Here is a 20,586-nt window from a genome sequence, read left to right as displayed (position 1 = left end):
TTCTCGGGCTTCCGCGAATTGGGGGCAATCGATCTTGAATCACTTGGGCTCAAAGCGAGGCTCGGAGGGGTTAGCTATCAGCTGATTACTGTGCGGGCGAAAGGCTGACTGTTGCAAGGCAATCCATCCACGGAAGTCTCGTCAAGGAGTTGGCCCAGAAGACTATCCAACAACAGCCGGTACCAATTCAATTCACAGCCAGCAGAAGAGCGTTGGGCGGATCTTGACCTGATCGTGCTTGGCTCAGACCCCAAGCGCAATCTGCTTTGCTAGTTGATCGATCTCCAGAATTGGACTTGAGCTGGGGGGGGGCCTAACGCGGTCAGCTTAAGGGTTCCGGCACCATCCGACTCAGGTAAGAATGAAACTTCTGTGTTACCCAAGCCGTCAGAGACAAAAAGTTGGGACTTTGTCAGTGTGTAGGTTGAACTGACAACCCCTAGGGAAGCCGAGGTGTAGATGTAGGTACCGGTTTCGGTGGCACCAAAACCCCACGGGTTTGGAACAAACTCTACGGTAGGGGGTACGGTGGATCGAGCAGTAATCTCACCCGAGTCCAAAATCCATTTACCACGGACCTGCGGAAGTGGTGTTGCCGACTCAGTCGGGCTGGAACCCCCGCAACCGGAGAGAAGAATGATGATCGAAGGCACCAACAAGTTGAGCAATCGCATTTCCTGAGTTACTCATGCATTCCTCGGCAAAGTTCCTCGTCACAAAACAATCGATCATGGTTCCGTAAAAACCATGATCGAATACTCTCTAAGTTTTTCTTGTCACTACTCAGCCTTTTTCTTAGCTGGAGCCTTCTTCTTGGGAGCTTCTTCAGCCGGAGCTGCGTCAGCTTTCTTTGCCGAGGCCTTCTTTGCTGGCTTCTCGGCCGCAGCCTCGCCTTCGGTGATGTTCGCGTTTTCGATCAAGAAGTTGGTTACCTTTCGCGAGATCGCTCGGAACTGGAGTTCCTGCAAGGAACCTGATCGGCGCATGGCTTCTAGAAGTTCCATTGGCTCCATCTGATATTCCTGCGCCATTGCGAAGAGCTCTTCATTCAGCTCATCGTTGGTGATCGCCAGCTTCTCAGCCGAGAAGATTTCCCGAACGATCATCGCTCGCTCGACGTGAACCTTGGCCTGCTCGTGCCAAGCCTTCACCAGGTCATCGATGACCATTCCGTTCTCGGCAGCGTACTGCTCAAGCGACTTGCCCTGCTGAGCTTGCTGCTCGGCAATCTCGGTCAGCCGCTGGTTTGCCAGGGCTTCCCACATGTTGTCGCTGACGGAAATCTCGGACGACTCTCGAAGCTTTTCAAGAAGTTGCTCTTGAAGCATGTCGTTCGACATCTGCTTCTTCGCCTCAACGATGCTGTCTCTCATTCGCGTCTTCAGCTCATCAACACTCTCAGTCTTCAGCGACTTGGCAAACGACTCATCCAGAGCCGGAAGAGTAACTGCGCTGAGGGAGTTCAAGGTGACCTGAACCTTCATCTTTCGCCCTGCCCAAGTCGAATCGCTAAAGGTGTCTGGGAAGGTGAGTTCGGTCGACTTCATCTCCTCGGCGTTCATGCCCTTCAGAGCATTGTCGAGACCTTCAAATGTCTGACCAAGAACAACCATGAAGTTCTTTCCTTCACCAGCATCGCCCTCTGGCTTGATGTTGACGACTCCGTAGTCACCCTCTCCAGCGGAACGGTGAGTGATCGCTTCACGCGACGACTGTCGCTTCCGGAGCTCATCAATCTGAAATTCGACTTCTTCGTCAGTCACGTCAAGTGACTGGCGATTGGCAGAAAGACCTTTGTACTCAGAAAGCTTAATCTTCGGAGGCAGCGGAACCTTGGCGGAATACTCGCCCTTGTGGCTGTCGCGGTCCAAAGCAGTCAGTTCGACCGAAGGTCTAACACCGGCATCAACATCCAGCTTCTGCTCGGCAACGGCCTTGTCATAGGTGCGTCGAATCAGCTCGTCGGCGGCTTGTCGGTAAAGCTCTTCGGGGTTGATGTACTTCTCAACCATCGCCTTCGGCGCGTGGCCAGGGCGGAAACCGGGGAGGCGAATCTCTTTGGCAATCGACTTCACTGCCTTATCGAAGGCATCCTTGACCTGGTCAGGCGAGCAAGCGATGTTTAGCTTGACGGTACAAGGGTTCAAATCTTCTCGTGTGACTTGCATGATGGTGGGCGCAAACCTGTTGGGTTTTAGACCATAAAGGGTACCTTGCGGAGCCTACTTGGTGCAGAGGTCTTGCAGGGCTTCGCGAATGGTTGGGTACCGGAACGTAAAACCTAGGTCGAGTGCCGCTTTGGGCACGGCTCTTGTCGAGTCGAGCAATAGCGAAGCATCAGGGCCAACGGTCGCACCGATGAGCCTCATCAATGCCGCCGGAACTGGCGGAGACCAAGGGCGGTTTTCGGCCTTCCTCAGCTCGCTCATGAACTCCTGGTTCTTGACTGGATTCGGAGCGCTGCCATTGAATACCCCTCCTTGACCGTTTTCAACAAGCCAACAAAAGAGGGCGACCAGATCTTTAATATGGATCCAGCTGATGTACTGCTCGCCGTCGCCGACTTGCCCACCAAGAAACGCTTTCGTCAAGGTTTGAAGCTTTGGGAATGCTCCACCGCCGTGATCGAGGACAACGCCAATTCTCACAACGGACTTCGGGCAGTAAGCAGGGCTTTCGAGGAATTGGCGTTCCCATTCAACGCAGGTCTCCGGCAAGAATCCGGTTCCAGAAGGCGTCTCCTCTGTACATATCTCACCTCCCCGATTTCCATAAAAGCCGATTGCAGACCCGTTGATCCAATGCGGAGTTTCACCAATTTGGGCCAAAGCCTGACCGATGACGGCTGTTGGCTGAGTTCTCGATTCAAGGATGTTCTCTCTGTTCTCGGGCGTGAATTTCACCGAAATGGAGCTGCCCGCCAGGTTGATGATCGTTTGGGCTCCCCTCAACGAGTCAACCCATGGACCCACCGAAATCCCGTCCCAGACAATCCGGTTGGGCCCAGCCGTCCTCGAAAGCAATTGAACGTCATGCCCCCGAACGCGAAGCTCAGCAGACACCGCAGACCCAATCAACCCCGTACCGCCCGCGATGATAATCTTGCCCATTGGGGCTTTCTACGCGGCTAGGCAGCCCTGCGTTGGGGTCGGTACATCCAGCAATCCCTTCCTGCCTGCTTCGCCGCATAGAGGAAGGCGTCCGCGGTTTCTATCGTCTTGTCGATGTGAACATGCGGATCATGAACCGCTATCCCTACGGAAGCCGTCACCTTTAAGTCACTCTGAATCACTGACCAGTCGAAGGATCGAATATCTTGAGAAATTTGCTCAGCCGCCGCCGCGACCTCGATATCAGAGGTTGCTTCGAATGCAAAGATAAATTCCTCGCCACCCCACCGCCCGACATCAATGATGCCGATACCGCTGCACTTGAGTATCCCCGCGAAGGCTCTGATCACCTGATCCCCAATACCGTGTCCGTAAGTATCATTGACTCGTTTGAAGAAGTCGATGTCGGTGAGTCCAACCGCAAATCCGCCAGGATTCTTGGTTGCGAGTGAACTCAAGCACTCTTCGGCACCCCGACGATTGAGAACGCCACTGAGACGGTCCATTTTGACTTCAACTTCAAGCTCTCGATTTCGCTCTACCAAGAACTGGTTCCGAATCCTCAACACTTGCTGATCAAACTTGGCCTTTTGCACTTCAAACTTAGTGTCTAGGATGTGCGCTCGTCGGCTCGTTTGATTGGAGTTTGCGGTCTGAATGCGGTCAAGTGCTTCAGCAAGGAGTTCGTAAGCGTGGCTGTACTCCCCAACCCCAGCGGCGCCAGTCGCGGCAAAAATGAGTAGCCGGTCAAGTGTTTTTATGCTTCGCTTCTTCTTAACCGTGCTGATGGCTCTCAAAGAAACGGAGTAGAGCGACTCCCAGTCTTTGGCGGCCTCATAGCAGTAACACTGCGTCTCTAAAACGGCGATCTTGACTGACTCGGCACCGATGTTTTCGGCTGCTTCAGAAATCGCTTGGAAAGCAGATGCTTCGACTGACCCGGACTCAAGGGTTTGTAACTGGATCAGAAGAAGCTCGCAAAGCGCGCGAGTCGAGTCCTCGATTTCTCGTCGCGCGACCGCAGACTTGATATGACGACGAGCCTCAAGAATAGAGTTCGATGGATCGCCACCCTGATTGAAAGTTTGGTGGGCAAGAAGCGTGTAAGCCGAGGAGACGTTGTACTCACCCAAGCTGATGCTGGAGACACCACCACCAACTGCCAAGTTTTCGAGTCCGTAACTGAAGGATCGAATCGCTTCCTCGTAACGCTCAAAGTTGAAGAAGGCGTTGCCAAGGTTCATCTGAACTCGGCTTATCAGATCTGCATCGTCGGCCTCCGTAGCGGTCTGAAGGGCTTCCTCGAGAAACTCGCAGGCAAGACCCATTTCGCCAGTTTCGAGCGAGATGATTCCGAGGTACATCTGAGCAATTCCCAGATATCGAGCAATGCCAGATTCGTTCGCCTCCTTCAGAAAGATGAGAGCGATTCGATCTGCTTCCTCGATTTCGAGGTTCATGATGTGCGAAAAACAGTGGTACCGGCGTGCTTCGAGGGCCAACTCGATTTCGCCGTCATCCTGGTACCGCCGGGCCAGTTGGGCGAACTCACCCGCCGCCAAGCCAGGGTCGCTGGCCATTGTTTGGCGAGCGTCCTGGAGCGCGTTTGCGTTAACCGGTTCCTGGAACTGTGACGACATCGTGCAGATTTCTCTGTACTTATCGGCACATATTCGGGGGATGTTAAGGGTTTTTGAACCTATTCAGTCAATCATCCACTCAGCTTGAACCGTCTGTTCGACCCCAAGATTCTGAAGGACTCTTGCGATAACGGTATCTGCCAGATCGTCTAGAGTTTGCGGGTTCGTATACCAAGCTGGACAAGCCGGCAAGATCGTTGCTCCAGCTTCGGCCAGAGTCGTCAAGTTTCGAAGCATAATTAGGTTCCAAGGCATCTCTCTCGGCACGAGAATCAGCTTGCGCTTCTCCTTCAAACAGACGTCCGCCGCTCTCGTTGTCAGGTCGTCACTGATACCGTTCGCAATCCTGCCCGCAGTCCCCATCGAACATGGAATGATCACCATCCCGTCGTGTCTAAACGATCCGCTCGCGGGTGGGGTGAAGTAGTTTTTTGAATCCAAAAGCTTGATTTGAGGAAGGTCTTCACCGAGCCAAGCAAGAGTCGAAAAATTTTCCAGATCGAAGCTCACTCCAAGCTCAGTGCTCGCAACTTGAGGAGCTTGCTTACTCAGGATCAAATAGATATCTGAATAGTGCTTTGCGGCCTGGAGTAAGAACCTCTTTGCGTAAATGGCACCGCTCGCGCCTGTAACCGAAACCACTAGCCGACCGGTGGAACTCATCTCAAAGAGTCTACGCCGATATAATAGTCGGATGCGTCAAGGAGCTCCCATTGAACTGGTTGGGAAGGGAGTGATTCTGCGTCGGACTGTGGAGTCGGATGCTCGAAAAGTCTTTGAAGCCATTGAAGAATCCAACGAAATGTTGTATCCGAGAATGCGGTGGGCCCTTCCGATTCCGTCGTTCAACAAGACCGTCGAAAGCTGCCGGGATGCCGAGAGCCAATGGGATCGAGGCGATACTCTCAATTACACGATTTGGACGGTTGCAGATGAATGCCTAGGTCGTTGCAGCCTGCACCACATCGACTGGGAAGTTCCAAAGTTTGAGATCGGCTACTGGGTCCGCATCTCGGGCCAAGGCAAAGGAATCGCAACCGAGGCAACTCGGCTACTGACCGAGATGGCCTTCAACACCCTCAGCGCCAAGCGAGTCTCGCTCTGGTGCGCTGTTGACAATATCGGTAGCCGCCGCGTAGCTGAAAAGCTCGGGTTCACCCACGAGGGCCTCTTTCGTAACGACGAAGTCGACGCCCTCGGCCGGGCTGTGGACATGGACGTGTTTGCCAAAACCTCCTTGCTCAATCCGTAACTTACCTAGACACCCGTCTATAATAGAGGAATGGATATTGTTCAATACGACAACCCCCTGGTGTTGAGCAATGATTTTTCGCCAAAGGGCGATCAGGGGACAGCGATTGAGTCGATTTGCGATGGGCTGGAGAGTGGGTATCGGTTCCAAACCCTGCTGGGTGCCACTGGAACAGGAAAGACTTTTACGATGGCGAGCGTCATTCAGCAGACCCAGCGTCCAGCGCTGATTCTGGCGCACAACAAGACTCTGGCCGCACAGCTCTGTCAGGAGTTTCGGGCGTTCTTCCCCGAGAATTCCGTTCAATACTTCATTTCGTATTACGACTACTACCAGCCTGAGGCCTATGTCCCTTCGAGCGACCTTTACATCGAGAAAGACAGCTCGGTGAACGATGAGATTGAGCGGCTGCGTCACGCGGCGACACAATCACTACTGGAACGCCGGGACATCATCGTTATTGCATCGGTGTCTTGCATTTATGGTCTCGGTTCGCCGGATACCTACGTGGACGCCGCTGTCACATTCGAGACAGGGATGACATTCGAGCTTGATGCCTGCCTCAAGAAGCTCATCGGAATGCAGTTCACCAGGAACAACATGGTTCTGGAGCGGGGGACTTTCCGAGTACGTGGAGATACCCTTGAAATCCAGCCAAAAGACGAAGAGATCGTCACCAGAATCGAGTTCTTTGGCGACCAAATCGAGCGAATTCGACTCGTTGACCCCCTCACCCAGGAAGTGATCGACGAACCCTCGAAAGTCTCGGTCTTCCCGGCTACTCACTACGTCACACCTTGGGAGCAGATGGAGGAAACCATCTTCAAAATACAAGAAGAGCTCGACGCCCAAGAGGCATTGTTCAAGTCGCAAGGCAAGCTTCTAGAGGCTCAGCGGATTCGACAGCGGGTGGAATTTGACATTGAGATGATGAAGGAGCTCGGCTACTGCAACGGAATCGAGAACTACTCGCGCTACTTCGACGGACGCCAACCAGGGACTGCTCCGTACACACTCTTGGACTTCTTGCCGTCGGACGCAATTGTGTTTATCGACGAGAGCCACCAGACGTTACCGCAGATTCGAGCGATGTTTAATGGCGACCAGCAGCGAAAGTCTGTTCTGGTTGACTACGGGTTCCGATTGCCTTCCGCTTTAGATAACCGACCGCTGAAGTTCGACGAGTTCTTAGAGCGGGTACCTCAAGTGGTATTCGTCTCCGCAACTCCGGGGCCGTTCGAGAAGGAGAACCAGTCGTCGGTTGCCCAGCAGATTATTCGTCCGACCTTCATTGTCGATCCGGAAATCGAGATTCGCCCGACGGCGAATCAAATCGATGATCTCCTGGTTGAGATTCAGCAAGTCGTCGCGAAAGGCAGCCGAACGCTGGTCACAACGCTTACAAAGAAAATGGCGGAAGATCTCACGGGATATCTGCAGGATCTTGGAGTGAAGGTGAACTATATCCACTCGAACATCCACTCCCTGGAGCGGCCCGAAATTCTAAGAGACCTGCGCCTCGGAGTTTACGATGTTGTCGTTGGTGTCAACCTTCTTCGAGAAGGCCTGGATCTCCCTGAAGTCACCCTCGTGGCGATCCTTGATGCCGACAAAGAAGGCTTCCTGCGCTCCGAAACCTCCCTGATCCAAACCATCGGCCGTGCAGCCCGAAATGTTGGCGGAAAAGTGTTGATGTACGCCGACAATGTGACTGGTTCCATGCAGCGAGCGATTGACGAGACGGACCGTCGCCGCAAGATTCAGCAGGATTACAACGACCAGCACAACATCACCCCGGTGACGATCAAGAAGGAAGTTCGTGAGACGATCCGATCCTACGACCAAGTCGCCGAGGTCACCGCACAATACGCCGAAAGCACGCTCGAACGACTTGGCGAAGATGGCTCAGCAGTACGAGTAGAAGACATCCCAATGCTTATCTCTGCCCTGGAAAAGGACATGAAGGATCTTGCTAAAGCAATGGAGTTCGAAAAGGCAGCGAGGGTACGCGACGAAATCGAGTCGTTGAGAAAGATTGCTGGGACAAGCGACGGGCGCCTCGGGCAAGAGAAACGCAAAGTAAAGAGGTTCGCTGCTCGCCGTTAATAGGAACTGTAAGGGACTCCGGTGGAGTCTTTCCCGGTTGCACTGCTAGTGATCAGAAACTTTCCATTGACAAGAGCGCACTTGTAAGGGAGCCCAGAAACCGGATCGACTGGCACCAGCAGCCCTGGAGAAGCATGATTATACGTGCCACCTCGGGGGTTTGGCTGGCTTAAACAAAGCGCATTTCCTGAATCGTCCGTGACGTATGGCCCTTTGTAAATCGTGCCACTGATCGTGACCTCGACGCCTGCCTCGGTAATCACCGGAAAAGTTGGCATGACTTCATCGGGACGATCATTAAGCCAGCTCATCCGCTGCGGATAGTAGCCGGTATCGGCGTAAAAGCGATCTACGGCGACTCGCAGGATTCTCAGATTCGACCGTAGTGATGCATCCTCTGAGCGACGTCCATTCTGGACGACTTTAGGAATCGCGATGGCCGCGAGGACCGAGACGATGATGATCACGATCAACAATTCAACCAACGTAAACGCACGTTTCATCCACAGCTTCGCCCTCCATCCGAATATTGTCGGAATGAGCGTAGGCTAAAACCTACCGGTAAAACTCCTAAAAGTCTCCGCCGCCACCGCCGCCGAAATCTCCACCACCGCCGAAATCTCCGCCGCCACCAAAGTCGAAGCCACCGGAATCTCCGCCGCCACCGAAGTCAAAATCTCCACCAGAGCTAAAGTCGCCCCCACCGGACGAGCTTCCAAAATCAAAGTCGCCGCCCGATGAGTAATCGTTTCCGGAACCGTAGTTATTGATGATCGTGGTATCGCCTCCGTGACTGTAATGCCCGCCGCCGCCAAAGAGCCCGCCGCCGTAGCCGTAGCCATAGTGCGGTTGGAACATGCTGGAGACCGCGCTGATCGCCATCATGTTCCAAAGGAAGTTGCTTGAGCCAAAGTCATTGTGCGGGTTGTAGCCCTGCACGCCGTACCATGGTGTGAAGCGTCCGTTCTGGTTCATTCCGCGCATCTCAGGCATCTGCCCGTTCATCATCTGCTGACGCTCATAGGGCGTGACCATGACGGTTCGACGCTGTCCGCCGAAGTTCATTTCGACGGGGACGAGCTGATCCGAAGGTTCGGACGAGAAGTAGGAGACTCCCTGAACTGGCTCAAACATCGGAGCGCGTTGCGTGTCAACGATAGGAGGAATTGTGAAGGCCATGCCGGTTCCGCCTGTCGAGTGGTCTATGTGCTGCTTCGCGCTTTCGAAATCCTGGAGTACGAGTGCGAGCTGGCGACGAGCATTTTCGTAGTCCTGCTTTTTCTTCGCTCGGCTGAGCATGGAAAGTCCCTCGTCATAGTTCTGCGCCATTCGATCGCGGTACTGACGAACGGCGGATGCATCGGTAGCGTCGTCGATCAGGCCGTCGTAACTGTCGAGATAAGCAAGGGCTTCAGTGCCTTGATTCTTTATCGATTCGGCTTGAGTTCGAGCTTGCTTCAAGCCAGCTTTCTTAACCAACAGAACAATTCCGCCGATGAGTGCGGCAGGGATCGCAAGGCAGGCGAAAAACCCGAGGATCCCCCAGCTTGCCGACTCCACCTGGGCGGGGCGTACTGGAGCCGTATAACCGACTTCGTTTCGAGTTTGGCCGACGAGCTGAATTGCAGATTTGGCTTCGCTTGCTGCGGTTGCAATCGCCGCGTCTGCACCACCACTCCTAGCTGCAGAGACCGCTTTGTTATCGATCGCCGAGAGCTGGGACGCCGTCAGCTTTGGCACGTAAGTCGAAATGCCTTTGTTGGTCAGAACGATCGTGATATCGTCTTGCCCTTGGCCGATCTTTCCGGCGACATATTCGGAAAACGCGCCTCGATTCTCTTTGCCGTTCTTGATCCACTTGGCTCCGAGGCCGGGGACAACGAGAACTTTGAGATCATACGGTTTGGCCTGGTCGGCGGAAACCCGAATCTGGCTTGTATCAATCTTCCCTTTGAACTTAGGGCTGACAAAGAACGTCTCCTTTTGGAGCTGACGATAAACGTCCTCCGGGTTCTGGGCTATGGCGACCGCCACCAGAAAAGGAACCGCGAAAACAAACCGAGACGACTTTTTCATTGTCACTTCTATGTTACGCCCTTTTTACCCGTTGGGTTTAGAATCCGACTCCGGCTGCGCCGCCGCTGATCACAATCGGTGGCTCCTTCTCGCCGCGCTTTTGCATCAACCCTCGTCGCCTTCTGGCTTCGACCAGGTAGGCGTCGGAGATTTGGGGGGACTTCTTCTTGATAGAAAACGCTTTCTCGAAGACGCTCCACATCGGCTCGATGTCGTGCGAAAGATCGAAGACCATGACCCCGTTAGTCGTGGCGACGGCGGACTGCAGGGCTTTGCCGAGTCCTTCGGCGTTGTCTTTGAAGTCGGCGAGGCTAAGGCCGGCGTAGACGAAGGTCTCATCGTGGGCGGCTCGGTAGCTGAGGTTTCCTGCTGATTCGACGGTGACACCAACTCCGCGACCTTCTTGGAGGGCGTCGAAGATTGGGCCGGTTGGATAGTAGCAGCCTGTGACGAGGAAGTCGAGTTCAGGGGCGAAGCCGGTTTTGCGGTACTCCGGGGTCATGAACCAGAAGCCGGCCTCCGTTGCGGGAGCCGCCCAGTTGTTGCCGTAATGCTGGTAGTCGCCATACCAGGAGCCGGCGTAAACGCCGAGCTTGGCGGTTGGCTTGAGCTTACGGATTTCGGAGCGGATGTCGATGGTGAACTGCTTCAGGACGTTTGCGCGCCAGGCGAGCCACTGCTCGTAGTAGGGGCCGGGCTTCATTCCTCTCACAAGCCCGTCCTTGTATGTGTACGTGAACTTAAAAACGTCGTCGGGCCAAACCAGCTTCTTTCCCACTTTTCGCTCGAATAGGGTCTGAGTGATAGGGGAGAAGTCGCCGTTGAGACCGGTGTAACGCAGGCGGTCGTCGAAGATGACACCGTCGATGTCGTACTTCGTCACCACCTCCTTGCAGAGGTTCTTGATGCGCTCTTGGACCACCTTGTTATTTGGGTTGGTCATCAGCGGGTACTGCTTGTCAGCGGACTCGGTCAGTCTTATGAAGCTCGGTTCACTATCGAGAGTGATCTTGGCTCCGGGTTGGCCGTAGATTGCCAGTTCACCAGCGGGGACGCCAATGGCCGTGACTGTGAAACCGCCTTTGGGCGGAGTTTCAGCTTCGACGACAACGCCAAATTTGTTGCAGACCACCGTTTTGTTTGGTGTTTCATCTTGCGGTAGGGTTGGCGCGGTTGCGGCGACGGTTACTTTGTCGATTTCACCCTTCGTTGAGAAGGGGAAGGTCTTTTCTCCGATTCTCACGGTTGGTGCGGCTTCGTAGACGACGCTGGTTTCTTCGGGTCTTTCGAAACCGGGACCTCGGTTGAGGAGGCGGTGACCTTCGCAGAAGGCGTTCATGCTGACGAAGAGCATGAGGCCGTTCTTTCTTGCTTCTCGGCTGACGAACGGCATAGGGTCGAAGTCGCCGAGTTCCTTTCCTCGCCACTCTTTGAGTTTTGGCGCAAACGCGCTTGGGTAGACCGTCTCGGAAGAGAGAGGTTTGACGTCGAAAACGACGGTGTTGAAACCTGATTTGGCAACTCTTGCGAAGAGGGTGGTGATCTTCTCTTCGGTGTTGTATCGCTCGATGTTCGCAGTGGCGTCGATCCAGAGGATTCTGCCTTCTAAGCCGGCCTTTTCGCAGACCTGCTTGGTTGGTCCTTTGTAATCGAGAAACTTATCGAGGAAGACTGGCGGGAGTCCGGGGAGGGGGTTTGCGGGCTGAAATCGACCACCCTGGAGGGCGAGCAGGAGTGCGACGGGAATCAGGGGCATCCGCACAGTTTACAGTTTTCGGTTCTCAGTTCTCAGTTTCAGCTCCCGGTTTGAACAGAACTGCGACGATATTTAGTGGGGAATCAGGTTCAATTCCGTGCGGCTTTCCCCAATTTGGTGGGGACAAGTGGGGACAGGAATTTGGCTTTCAGGCATCGGCTTTCGGCCACGGGGTGAAGAGAACTGCAACGCATTTTGATGGGTAGTCAGGTTCAAAGAAGTTCGGATTTTGGGAAAAGGTGGGGTAGGGGTGGGTATGCGTTCGGAAGTGCGAAGTCGGAAGTTGGAAGTGGGGCTTCTTCATCGATTTGATCGAGCACCAGAAGGGGCAGGTGAGATGCGCTGACTTGATGGGGGTGTACCGAACGGGGTGTGCAGAATTTGATCATCACCTTATAGGCGAAGTTTCGAGGGGTTTGTCAACCATTTTTCGTCTTTTCCGTTCTCGGTTCTCCGTTCTCGGTTCTCAGTTGACTACGGCAGCAGAGGGTGGACGTGCTGCTTTCGGCCTATGCTCCTGAACTTGCGTCTTGGATCGGCGTTTACTGCTTTCATGAGAGTTGTTCCTATCCTCGCCATCTCGATCATGTTGCTATCGGCTGCGGCTCCTGCCCAGAAGAAATCGGGCGGGTCAAAATCGAAGAGCTCAAACTCGCCAAGTTCAAAGTCGGGCATGACTCAGCCCAGTGCACCCAGCTACGGGACAAAAACGGGCACTAAGAACGGAAAGAATGGGGGCACGGCAACCGGCACCGTCACCAGCAGACCGGGCACCGTGAACGCAAGCGGAACTGCGACCGGCAAAAACGGCAAATCGGCAAGCGGGCAAGGCACCGTCAAATACAAACCCGGCAGCGCAAGCGGCTCGGGGTCCGTCACTGGTCCTAACGGCAAGACTTCGACAGGTAGCGGGACGGTTAAGTACGGAAACGGCTCGGCGACGGCTTCCGGAACCGCGACCGGGCCGAATGGCAAAACCGCAAGCGGTACGGCGACGGGCACCAAGAACGGAGATGGAACCGCAAACGTCAGCGGCACCGGCACCGGACCGAACGGTCAGACCAAGAGCGGTTCGACCACAGTCGGCGACGGAAAGCCAGCGGATGGAAAACAGACGACGACGACTAAGCAGGGTCGAAAGCCGAAAGGTCGCCGAGGCTGAGGGGCGATCAGGCGTTACGAGTGGGACTTGAGGTGTCCAGCTTGTGCGAAGGTTGCAGATGTATCCTCAGAGATGCACGAGGCCGAGTTTTGGGTTCGCCGGCTTGTAGGAAAGTCGATGTTCAAGCCTCCACAGTGCGACTGTGGAGGCATCAAAGCCCAAAAACTAATGTTATCGAGTCGGCACCAATCTGTTGACACAACTACGAAGGAGAGAAGAGAGGTTGTTTCCCCCATTTTTAGACCCGAACGGGTTATACATTGGTACCTCAGCGATTACGGTGTTTTTATAGTCCAAATCACCTGGACGATTAAAGAATCGATTCCAGAAAAGTGGGACTACCTTGGCATTTAGTGCTGAGGCAAACTGGTTCTTGTAAGCCGAATTGTACTCATCGGTCCATTCCCCGTGGTTTGGAAGTGTTTCACCATCGAAACTCCACCTATCGTAGTCTCTGAAATCCGTTCTTCTCCACTTTGTAAACGTTCCATGAAGTTCCCTGAAGCCGTTATCGATTCGGGCACCGTCACTTTTACGAAACTCGTGGGGATTCCGATTGTTTTCATGATCAGGGGATCGACGAAAACTAATGATGTCCTGGACTCCCTGCTCAATTGCAATGAGCTTGATCAAATCGACGAGATCAGAATAGGCATAGCCAGAAGTAAGCGCGTTATCTTCCAAGACGGGAATCACGCAAACATGTACTCTGGTATTCGTACGGTAATCAAAGGCCAGCCCAGTTCCAAGTTTAATCCTCTGTTCCACCTTTAGTTCTTCGCTACCGATCGGAGGGTCTACAGTCTCTCCACGCCGTCTGGCCAACAATCGCCTTATCGTCTCCCCGAATGGTTGATCAAAGGTGTTTCTGCCAATCTTTCGACGAATCAACATGAGGCCGTCACGAAACTTCTGGGACTCATTTTTCTTGTCAAAGAATAGTGCTACGGTCAACTGCACATTTCCTTTTGACTTTGAAACGAGGGTTTTGGCGTTGGCGTTCCCGCCAAATGCAGCAAGCCAAGCCAACTCCACATCCACATTTCCAAGCCCACTTATCACTTCTCCTAATACATCTATCCCATTTTTGTCAAACTTGGGTAGTGCAACAGCATGAATCCCTCTCTTAACCAGGCACTCTGGCTTTACTATCAGCTTTTCGCTCGATTTGCGAGATATCACCAATACCCCATTGCGATTCCCAACAAATGAACCGTTTGCCCCAGCAAGTTCTAAAGCGTAGCCATTGCCGCTTTTTCTTATCATGAAGGATCGATTCCGCTTGACGACCGAGTTTGACCGAAACAGCAGTGACGTTGGAACAGCTTTATCCATATCATAGGACAAAACTACTTCGCTTCGACCGTCAGACGACTGTTGCCGAATCTCGTATTCAGAGTCTGGAATCAGAAAGGGATTCTTATCCCTTGATACAATCTTAAACATGCCCAAACTTGGGTCAAAGTCGCTTGATAGAATCAAGTTCCCGTCCTGATTCCGCAAAAAATACGAACTAGATTTGAGCATCGTCTGACCGGACGCAACGCTCCCGAGCAGAAAACCGCAAAGCAAAGCAAGAAGAGGTATTCGCACCAACATATTATACAAACACTTAGTCCAACCCTGTCTAGTATTTCATTGACAAGATACGGACTGAAAACGAGGACTTACGGCACGCAAGCACATAAAGAGCGAATCGGTCCACTTGCCATTAAGAACAGATCCGGTAAGTTCTTCACAAACGCCGTCCTCACAAAAATGCATTTTCCGATCGACTTTATCCCTGGTCTTCCACTCTTAGGGTGGAGAGAGAGCCTTTGGTTGGGGCTACCCTTGCTCAACGCGCGGAGAACTTGTAGACGGTTGTGGTTCGATACGTCTTCCCGGGCCGCAGCAACGTCGACGGGAAGTTGGGGTGGTTGGGGGAGTCGGGGTAGTGCTGGGTTTCGAGGCAGAAACCGAAGCGCTTGACGTAGGTTGCTCCGCCGTGGCCAGTGAGGGTTCCGTCGAGGAAGTTCCCGCTGTAGAACTGGATTCCGGGTTCGGTGGTCATGACTTCCATGTAGCGACCGGTCTTGGGTTCGTGGACAGCGGCGACCTTTCGGAGTCCGCGGCCCTTGAGGACCCAGTTGTGGTCGTATCCGCCGCCGAACTTGATTTGCTCGTTATCCGCATCGATGCCTTTGGCGATGACGGTTGGCTTGCGGAGGTCGAAGGCGGTTCCTTTGACGGGCATGAGCTTTCCGGTTGGGATGAGCTCGGCCGAGACGGGGGTGATGTAGTCGCTGAGGATTTGCACCTTGTGTCCGGTGTTATCCTTGGCGCTTGGACCTTCGAGGTTGAAGTAGGTGTGGTTCGTCAGGTTGACGTGGGTGGCCTTGTCGGTGGTTGCGCGGTAGTCGATCTTCAGCTCGTTTTTTGAGGTGAGCGTGTAGGTCACGGTGACTTCGAGCTTGCCAGGGTACCCCTGGTCGCCGTCGGGCGAGGTGAGGTGGAAGACGATGCTGGCGTTCTTTGGCGTTGGCTTTCTCAGGACCTTCCACATCATTTTGTCGAAGCCTTTGGTTCCGCCGTGGAGCGAGTTGGGGCCGTTGTTGATGGGGAGCGAGTACTCTTTGCCGTCGATTTTGAACTTGCCTTTGGCGATTCGGTTGCCGAATCGGCCGACGGTGCAGCCGAAGTAGGGGCTCTTTTCGGGGTAATTCTCGAACTCATCGAACCCGAGGGTGACTTCACCGAGCTTTCCGGTGCGGTCGGGCGCGGTGAGGGAGACGACGGTTGCGCCGTAATCCATGATCTTTGCGACCATTCCGTTCTTGTTCTTGAGAGTGTAAAGGGAGACCGGGTTCCCTTCGAATTCACCGAATTTTGTCTGCATTGTGGCAAGTAAAGCGAGGCTAGTGAGCACCATTGCATTGTAAGCATAGCCGTTCGGCTTTGGTTATGCAATGGTGCTGAGTCAGAGAACTTGAGCCGTTCGTTCTTGGGACCATTCTGGGAGCCATTCGGGCACCAGATTGGTCTTCACGACTTTGAAACGGCTCAGGTCGAAGTTTACTAGAAGCTTCTCGGCGACGGCACTTTCGGTTTGCTTGAAGTGGGTTTCGAGGAGCTGTTTGATTTTGATGGTGTCTTCGGCGGTTGGTTCGTTGAGGCCGACGTAGTCTTGGTTGAGGCTTTCGGGGGTTGGGTCGAGGAGGTACACAGTTCCGCCGCTCATCCCGGAGCCGAGGTTGGGGCCGGTTGAGCCGAGGACGAGGGCGGTGCCCCCGGTCATGTATTGGAAGGCGTTGGCGCCAACGCCTTCGACGACGAGCGTGGGCGAGCCGCCTTCATGGTTCTTGCGGAGGCAGATTCCGAATCGGTTTCCGGCGCGGCCGGCGATGAAGGCTTCTCCGCCCCGGGCTCCGTAACCGAAGCATGAGCCGACGAGGGAGAGACCGGTTCTTCGTCGGGGCGGGGAAACGACAAGGAGCCCGCCATAGGCGGCAGTGAAGGCGGAGTCGGCGATGTTTCCTCGGAGGTGGAACTCCATTCCGGGGAGCGAGTAGGCCGCATAGTAGTGTCCGGCGGAGCCTCGGTGGATGAATAGCAGTGGGCCTTTGGGGAGGCCTTGGTCGCCGTGTTTGCGAGCGATCATTCCGGCGGCGCCGACTCCGACGCAGCGGTCGGCGTTGGTGAGCATTTCGTCGATCTCGATGCTCTTGCCCTTGTCGAACATGTAGGTCACCGCGTCAAGCTCTTGACGGCGATGCTTGGGCATGTTGGCTTCGGTTTGGGCGCGGTAGTCGCGCCATTCGCAATGCTCGCCGGGGGCTCCGGTGAGGGCGGCGAGGTCGAGGAGGGCAGCTTTGCCGGTGATCCCGGGTTTCGATTCGAGGAAGTTTCGGTTGCCGATGACGTCGTCGAGGTGGCGGATTCCGGCTTCGGCCATTCGCTCGCGGACTTCTTGAGCGATGAAGGTGAGGTAGCGGGCGATGTGCTTGGCTTTGCCGCTGAAACGGGCGATGAACTCGGGGTCCTGGGTTGCGACTCCGGGGGTGCAGCCGAGTCTTCTCTTTCCGTTCGGATCGGTTGGATCGATTCCGCTGAGGTGGCACTTTCGCAGCATGGAACAGCCGATCGCAACGAGGAGCGAGGTTCCGAATCCGACTTTGTCGGCGCCGAGGAGGAAGAGTTTGAGGACTTGCTCGCCGTTCTGGACTCCGCCGTCGGCGGAGACTTCGACGAGGTGGCGCACGCCCTCCTCGATGAGCATGTCGTGGACCGAGCCGAGGACGGCGGCGGCAGGGAGTCCGGCGTGCTTTTGGTCAACTCGTTTGGCGGCACCAGTTCCGCCGCAGCCGTCGCTGATGTGGATTCGGTTTGCGCCGGTATTGACTCCGCCAACGGCGACCATTTCGATTCCGGTGGTGGCGACGAACTTGAGGGCGCAGTTGACTTTGGGATTGAGGAATCGCCAGCTTTCGACCATCAGCTTGACGTCCTCGATGGAGTAGAGGTTGTGGTTGATGGGAGGGCTGACAAGTTCGTAGCCGGGTTCGCAGCCTCGTCTGAGGGCGACCGTTGGCGAGACCTTTTTGCCGGGAAGTTGGCCGCCTTTGCCGGGCTTGGCGCCTTGGGCAAATTTGACCTCGGCTTCGTCGGCGCAGGCGGCGGTCATGGGGGTGATTGTGAATCGGCCGCCAGCGTACTGGACGGAACGGTTGCCGTCGGGTCGTTTGATTCTTGTCTTATCGAATCCGCCTTCGCCGGAGTTTGCGATAGGGCCGACGCCTTGGAAGTTGCCTTTGAGGCGGGCGTGGCGGAAGAGGATGTTGAAGGCGCGGGCGACAGTTCGGTGGGCGGGTTCGCTGAGGGCGCCTTCGCTCATGCCGGGGGCCATGAAGCGCCAGACGATGGATTCGATTGAATCGACTTCGTCGACGGGTACGGCGTCGCCCTTTTTGATCTGGACGAGGTCGAGGAGGTTGAGCGGGGTGCGGTTTGAAACCAAGGTGGAGTACGACTGGTACGCCTCATAGGTACCCGGCTTGTGTTCGTGGATCTTCTTCGAGTAGCCGCTGGCGCTTTGGAGCGAGCGGACGATTTCGGCGTTGTTGGCGTGCTTGCGGCCGTCGCGGGTGTGGCGGAATTCACCGGCGTCCACAAGGGCGGCTTCGGGATCGAAGGCGTTAAGGTGGAATTGCCGCCATTCGGAGTTGAGGATGTTGGCTCCGATCCCGGAGATGTGGCCAGGGACTCCGGGGAACTCCTTGTTGAGGAACTCGAACGAGAGACCGATGGCCTCGATGAGCCGCGCCCCGGTGTAGGCGGCGGCGGGGGTGACGCCCATCATGGATTGGGCTTCGAGGAGGCCGGAGCGGAGGGCTTTGAGGTACTTGGGTTCGTCCTCGACCGATGCGATGCCGAGCCAAGGGGAGATCGCATCGACGCCGAGGGAGATGTGGAGGGCGCAGTGGTGGACGTCCCAGATTCCGACTTCGGCGGCGAGGCCGACGCGGTGGCGCAGCCCCTGCTCGACGAGCATTGAGTGAAGTCGCGAGACAAATCTCAGCGAGGAGAGGGCGATTTGGTTGTGGGTGGGAGCAACGTCGGTGATGAGGAGGACGTTGGTGCCTTCTGCGGCTTCCATTGCTTCCTTGAGCTTCTTGTCCATCGCGTCTTCGAGATCGTCGCCGAAGGAGACTAGGAGGGAGATTTTGGCGACCGATGGCTGGACTTTGAGCCAATTTACTTCTCCTGAGCTCAGGATCGGATTGTCAAACGAGTAGAGGCGGCCGTAGGCGGTTCGCCAGAGACCAGAGCGGTCGCCGAGGGTGATTGTGGTGTCGAATACCCAAGCGTCGCGAATGGGGTCGATCGGGGGGCTGGTTTCTTGGGCGAAGCGGAGCTTGAAGTGGTCTTCGATCCGCCGGGGGAGGGTGTCGAGCATCGCCGCCATTGGCGTATCGTCTCCCATTGCCCCCAGCGGAGGTTTGCCGGTTTTGGACATTGGTTCGAGGAGGACTTCGATGTCTTCCTTGGTCATTCCGAAGGCGAGTTGGTAGCTGAGAAGGTCTTCTTTGGTTGGTTTTTCCGTTGGCTCGACGGCGCTGGCTTGGGCGATTCGGGCGACCGGGGATGGGAAGGGCTCACGGGCGACTTCTTCGCGGACCTTTTCGTCCATCGAGACCCGGCCGTTGTTGAGGTTGATGAGCACGGTTTCGCCGGGGCCGAGGACGCGTTGCTCCTCGATTTCGCCGATGTCGATCGTGCCGGTGAGCTCGGAGACGGCGAGGACGAAGTCTTTGGAGACTTGCGCCCAGAGCGGACGAAGACCGTTGCGGTCGAGGTGGGCTACGGCGACGTCTCCGTCGCAGCCCACGAGGGCGGCAGGGCCATCACAGGCTCCGAGATAAACACGGGCGGCTTTGTAGAAATCTCTGAGCGGATCGTCCTGAGCAAGCACCGATTCCGCAGACGGGAGAAGACCAAGCATGGCTTGCTCAAAGCTCATTCCGCCCGCCAGGAGGGCGATCATCATGTCGTCAAGATTCGCGGTGTCAGAGCCTCGAGGACAGACGATGGAGTTGACCAGTTGGGAAAGGGTGTCTAGCGAAGGGAAACGCTCGACGAGGTTGCGGACGAGGTCTTTGCCGATGGCTTGCATCCAAGCGACGTTTCCGTTGATCGTCGAAATTTCGCCGTTGTGAGCGATGGACCAGAACGGCTGGGCGCGTCGCCAGGCGGTGGTGGTGTTGGTGCAGTAGCGGCTGTGGAAAAGGACGTAGCGGCTCTTGAAGTCGTCGTTTTGGAGGTCGGTGTAGAAGTCGGCGATTCGGGAGAGGTCGCAGAGGCCCTTGTAGACGACGGTTCGATTGGAGAGCGAGCAGATTGAGAATTCGTCTCCGGCGAAGGCAGTGATGGCTTCGTCGAGCGCAAGACGGAGGAGGTAACGGCAGGCGAACCAGCCTTCCTCGCTCATGTTGTCGGGGCGCTTGAAGAGGGCTTGGCGGACTCTGGGGAGGGTTCGGAGGGCGGACGAGCCTTCCGGCAACGCGGACGGATTGACCGGGACGTCTTTCCAGTCGAGGACCCTCACCCCGGCCAACGCGGAGATGCGCTCGACTTCTTCGATACACTTTTGGCGGACCTTGCTGTCGAACGGGAGGAAGAACATTCCGAGGGCGACGTCGTGTTGGGCGACGAGCTTGGTGTGGTCCTTGAAGCGGTCGAGCAGGAGGCCCCAGGGGATGTCGATTTGGAATCCGGAGCCGTGGCCGGGCGCCCCCCGGTGGTCAAAGTTCTTGGTTAGCTCGATTGCTTGTTCGACGACGCGCCTTTGGGCGACGCCCTTTCGCGAAGCGAGAAAACCGATTCCGCAGGCATCTGCTTCCAGAATCATCCGACCATTGCGCTCTACCTGATACATGACTGTGCCTAACGTCCGCACTCTTTGCGGGACCGGAAGGCAACATCGCTACGCCGGGATTAGCATTCTA

General features: G+C 55.5%; 13 protein-coding genes. 3 read left to right on the top strand and 10 right to left on the bottom strand.

The window, feature by feature from the left end; genetic code table 11:
* Positions 1-779: 779 nt before the first annotated feature.
* The 4 genes from tig to WCK51_08065 form a co-directional block, all read right to left on the bottom strand.
* Entirely contained in the window at positions 780-2,168 is a 1,389-nt protein-coding gene (gene tig / locus WCK51_08080) for a trigger factor (GenBank protein ID MEI7576836.1), read from the bottom strand.
* Between the two features lie 54 nt (positions 2,169-2,222).
* Positions 2,223-3,110 carry a TIGR01777 family oxidoreductase gene (locus WCK51_08075; GenBank protein ID MEI7576835.1) on the bottom strand — a complete coding sequence of 296 codons (888 nt, stop codon included), beginning with the start codon at positions 3,108-3,110 and terminating at the stop codon, positions 2,223-2,225.
* Between the two features lie 17 nt (positions 3,111-3,127).
* Positions 3,128-4,750: a tetratricopeptide repeat-containing diguanylate cyclase gene (locus tag WCK51_08070; protein ID MEI7576834.1), complete on the bottom strand. Its 1,623-nt coding sequence runs from the start codon at positions 4,748-4,750 to the stop codon at positions 3,128-3,130.
* Positions 4,751-4,813: 63 nt separating this feature from the next.
* A complete protein-coding gene (locus WCK51_08065) occupies positions 4,814-5,413 on the bottom strand; it encodes a flavin prenyltransferase UbiX (protein MEI7576833.1) in 600 nt (199 codons plus the stop codon).
* A 31-nt stretch (positions 5,414-5,444) separates the two neighbouring features.
* Between WCK51_08065 and WCK51_08060 the strand changes: the two genes are divergently transcribed.
* Positions 5,445-6,002: a GNAT family N-acetyltransferase gene (locus WCK51_08060; protein MEI7576832.1), complete on the top strand. Its 558-nt coding sequence runs from the start codon at positions 5,445-5,447 to the stop codon at positions 6,000-6,002.
* 30 nt (positions 6,003-6,032) lie between these two features.
* Positions 6,033-8,108: an excinuclease ABC subunit UvrB gene (uvrB, locus tag WCK51_08055; protein ID MEI7576831.1), complete on the top strand. Its 2,076-nt coding sequence runs from the start codon at positions 6,033-6,035 to the stop codon at positions 8,106-8,108.
* Here uvrB and WCK51_08050 read toward each other — a convergent pair.
* The 3 genes from WCK51_08050 to WCK51_08040 all read right to left on the bottom strand — a co-directional run bounded on the left by WCK51_08050 (position 8,105) and on the right by WCK51_08040 (position 11,940).
* On the bottom strand, positions 8,105-8,611 hold the full coding sequence (locus tag WCK51_08050) for a prepilin-type N-terminal cleavage/methylation domain-containing protein (protein MEI7576830.1): 507 nt from the start codon (positions 8,609-8,611) through the stop codon (positions 8,105-8,107). The two genes, uvrB and WCK51_08050, sit on opposite strands and share 4 nt — an antisense overlap.
* A gap of 67 nt (positions 8,612-8,678) precedes the next feature.
* Complete coding sequence (locus WCK51_08045; protein MEI7576829.1) at positions 8,679-10,184, bottom strand: hypothetical protein; 1,506 nt, start codon at positions 10,182-10,184, stop codon at positions 8,679-8,681.
* 37 nt (positions 10,185-10,221) lie between these two features.
* Positions 10,222-11,940, bottom strand: a complete 1,719-nt coding sequence (locus tag WCK51_08040; protein ID MEI7576828.1) for a family 10 glycosylhydrolase — start codon at positions 11,938-11,940, stop codon at positions 10,222-10,224.
* A gap of 553 nt (positions 11,941-12,493) precedes the next feature.
* On the opposite strand from WCK51_08040, the gene WCK51_08035 reads away from it, so the two are divergent.
* Positions 12,494-13,102, top strand: coding sequence for a hypothetical protein (locus WCK51_08035; protein MEI7576827.1), 609 nt, complete (start codon positions 12,494-12,496; stop codon positions 13,100-13,102).
* 171 nt (positions 13,103-13,273) lie between these two features.
* Here WCK51_08035 and WCK51_08030 read toward each other — a convergent pair whose 3' ends face one another.
* The 3 genes from WCK51_08030 to WCK51_08020 all read right to left on the bottom strand — a co-directional run bounded on the left by WCK51_08030 (position 13,274) and on the right by WCK51_08020 (position 20,489).
* Positions 13,274-14,368: a hypothetical protein gene (locus tag WCK51_08030; protein MEI7576826.1), complete on the bottom strand. Its 1,095-nt coding sequence runs from the start codon at positions 14,366-14,368 to the stop codon at positions 13,274-13,276.
* A gap of 571 nt (positions 14,369-14,939) precedes the next feature.
* The gene (locus WCK51_08025; GenBank protein ID MEI7576825.1) at positions 14,940-15,980 is read right to left on the bottom strand and encodes an aldose epimerase family protein; all 1,041 of its coding nucleotides are present in this window, start codon (positions 15,978-15,980) and stop codon (positions 14,940-14,942) included.
* An 81-nt stretch (positions 15,981-16,061) separates the two neighbouring features.
* Positions 16,062-20,489, bottom strand: coding sequence for a glutamate synthase-related protein (locus tag WCK51_08020; GenBank protein MEI7576824.1), 4,428 nt, complete (start codon positions 20,487-20,489; stop codon positions 16,062-16,064).
* Positions 20,490-20,586 lie beyond the last annotated feature (97 nt).

Source organism: Armatimonadota bacterium, from assembly GCA_037138755.1.
Taxonomy (GTDB): Bacteria; Armatimonadota; Fimbriimonadia; order Fimbriimonadales; family Fimbriimonadaceae; genus Fimbriimonas.
The sequence above is the reverse complement of the archived record's forward strand: the minus strand, read 5'-3'. Positions and strand labels throughout refer to the sequence as shown.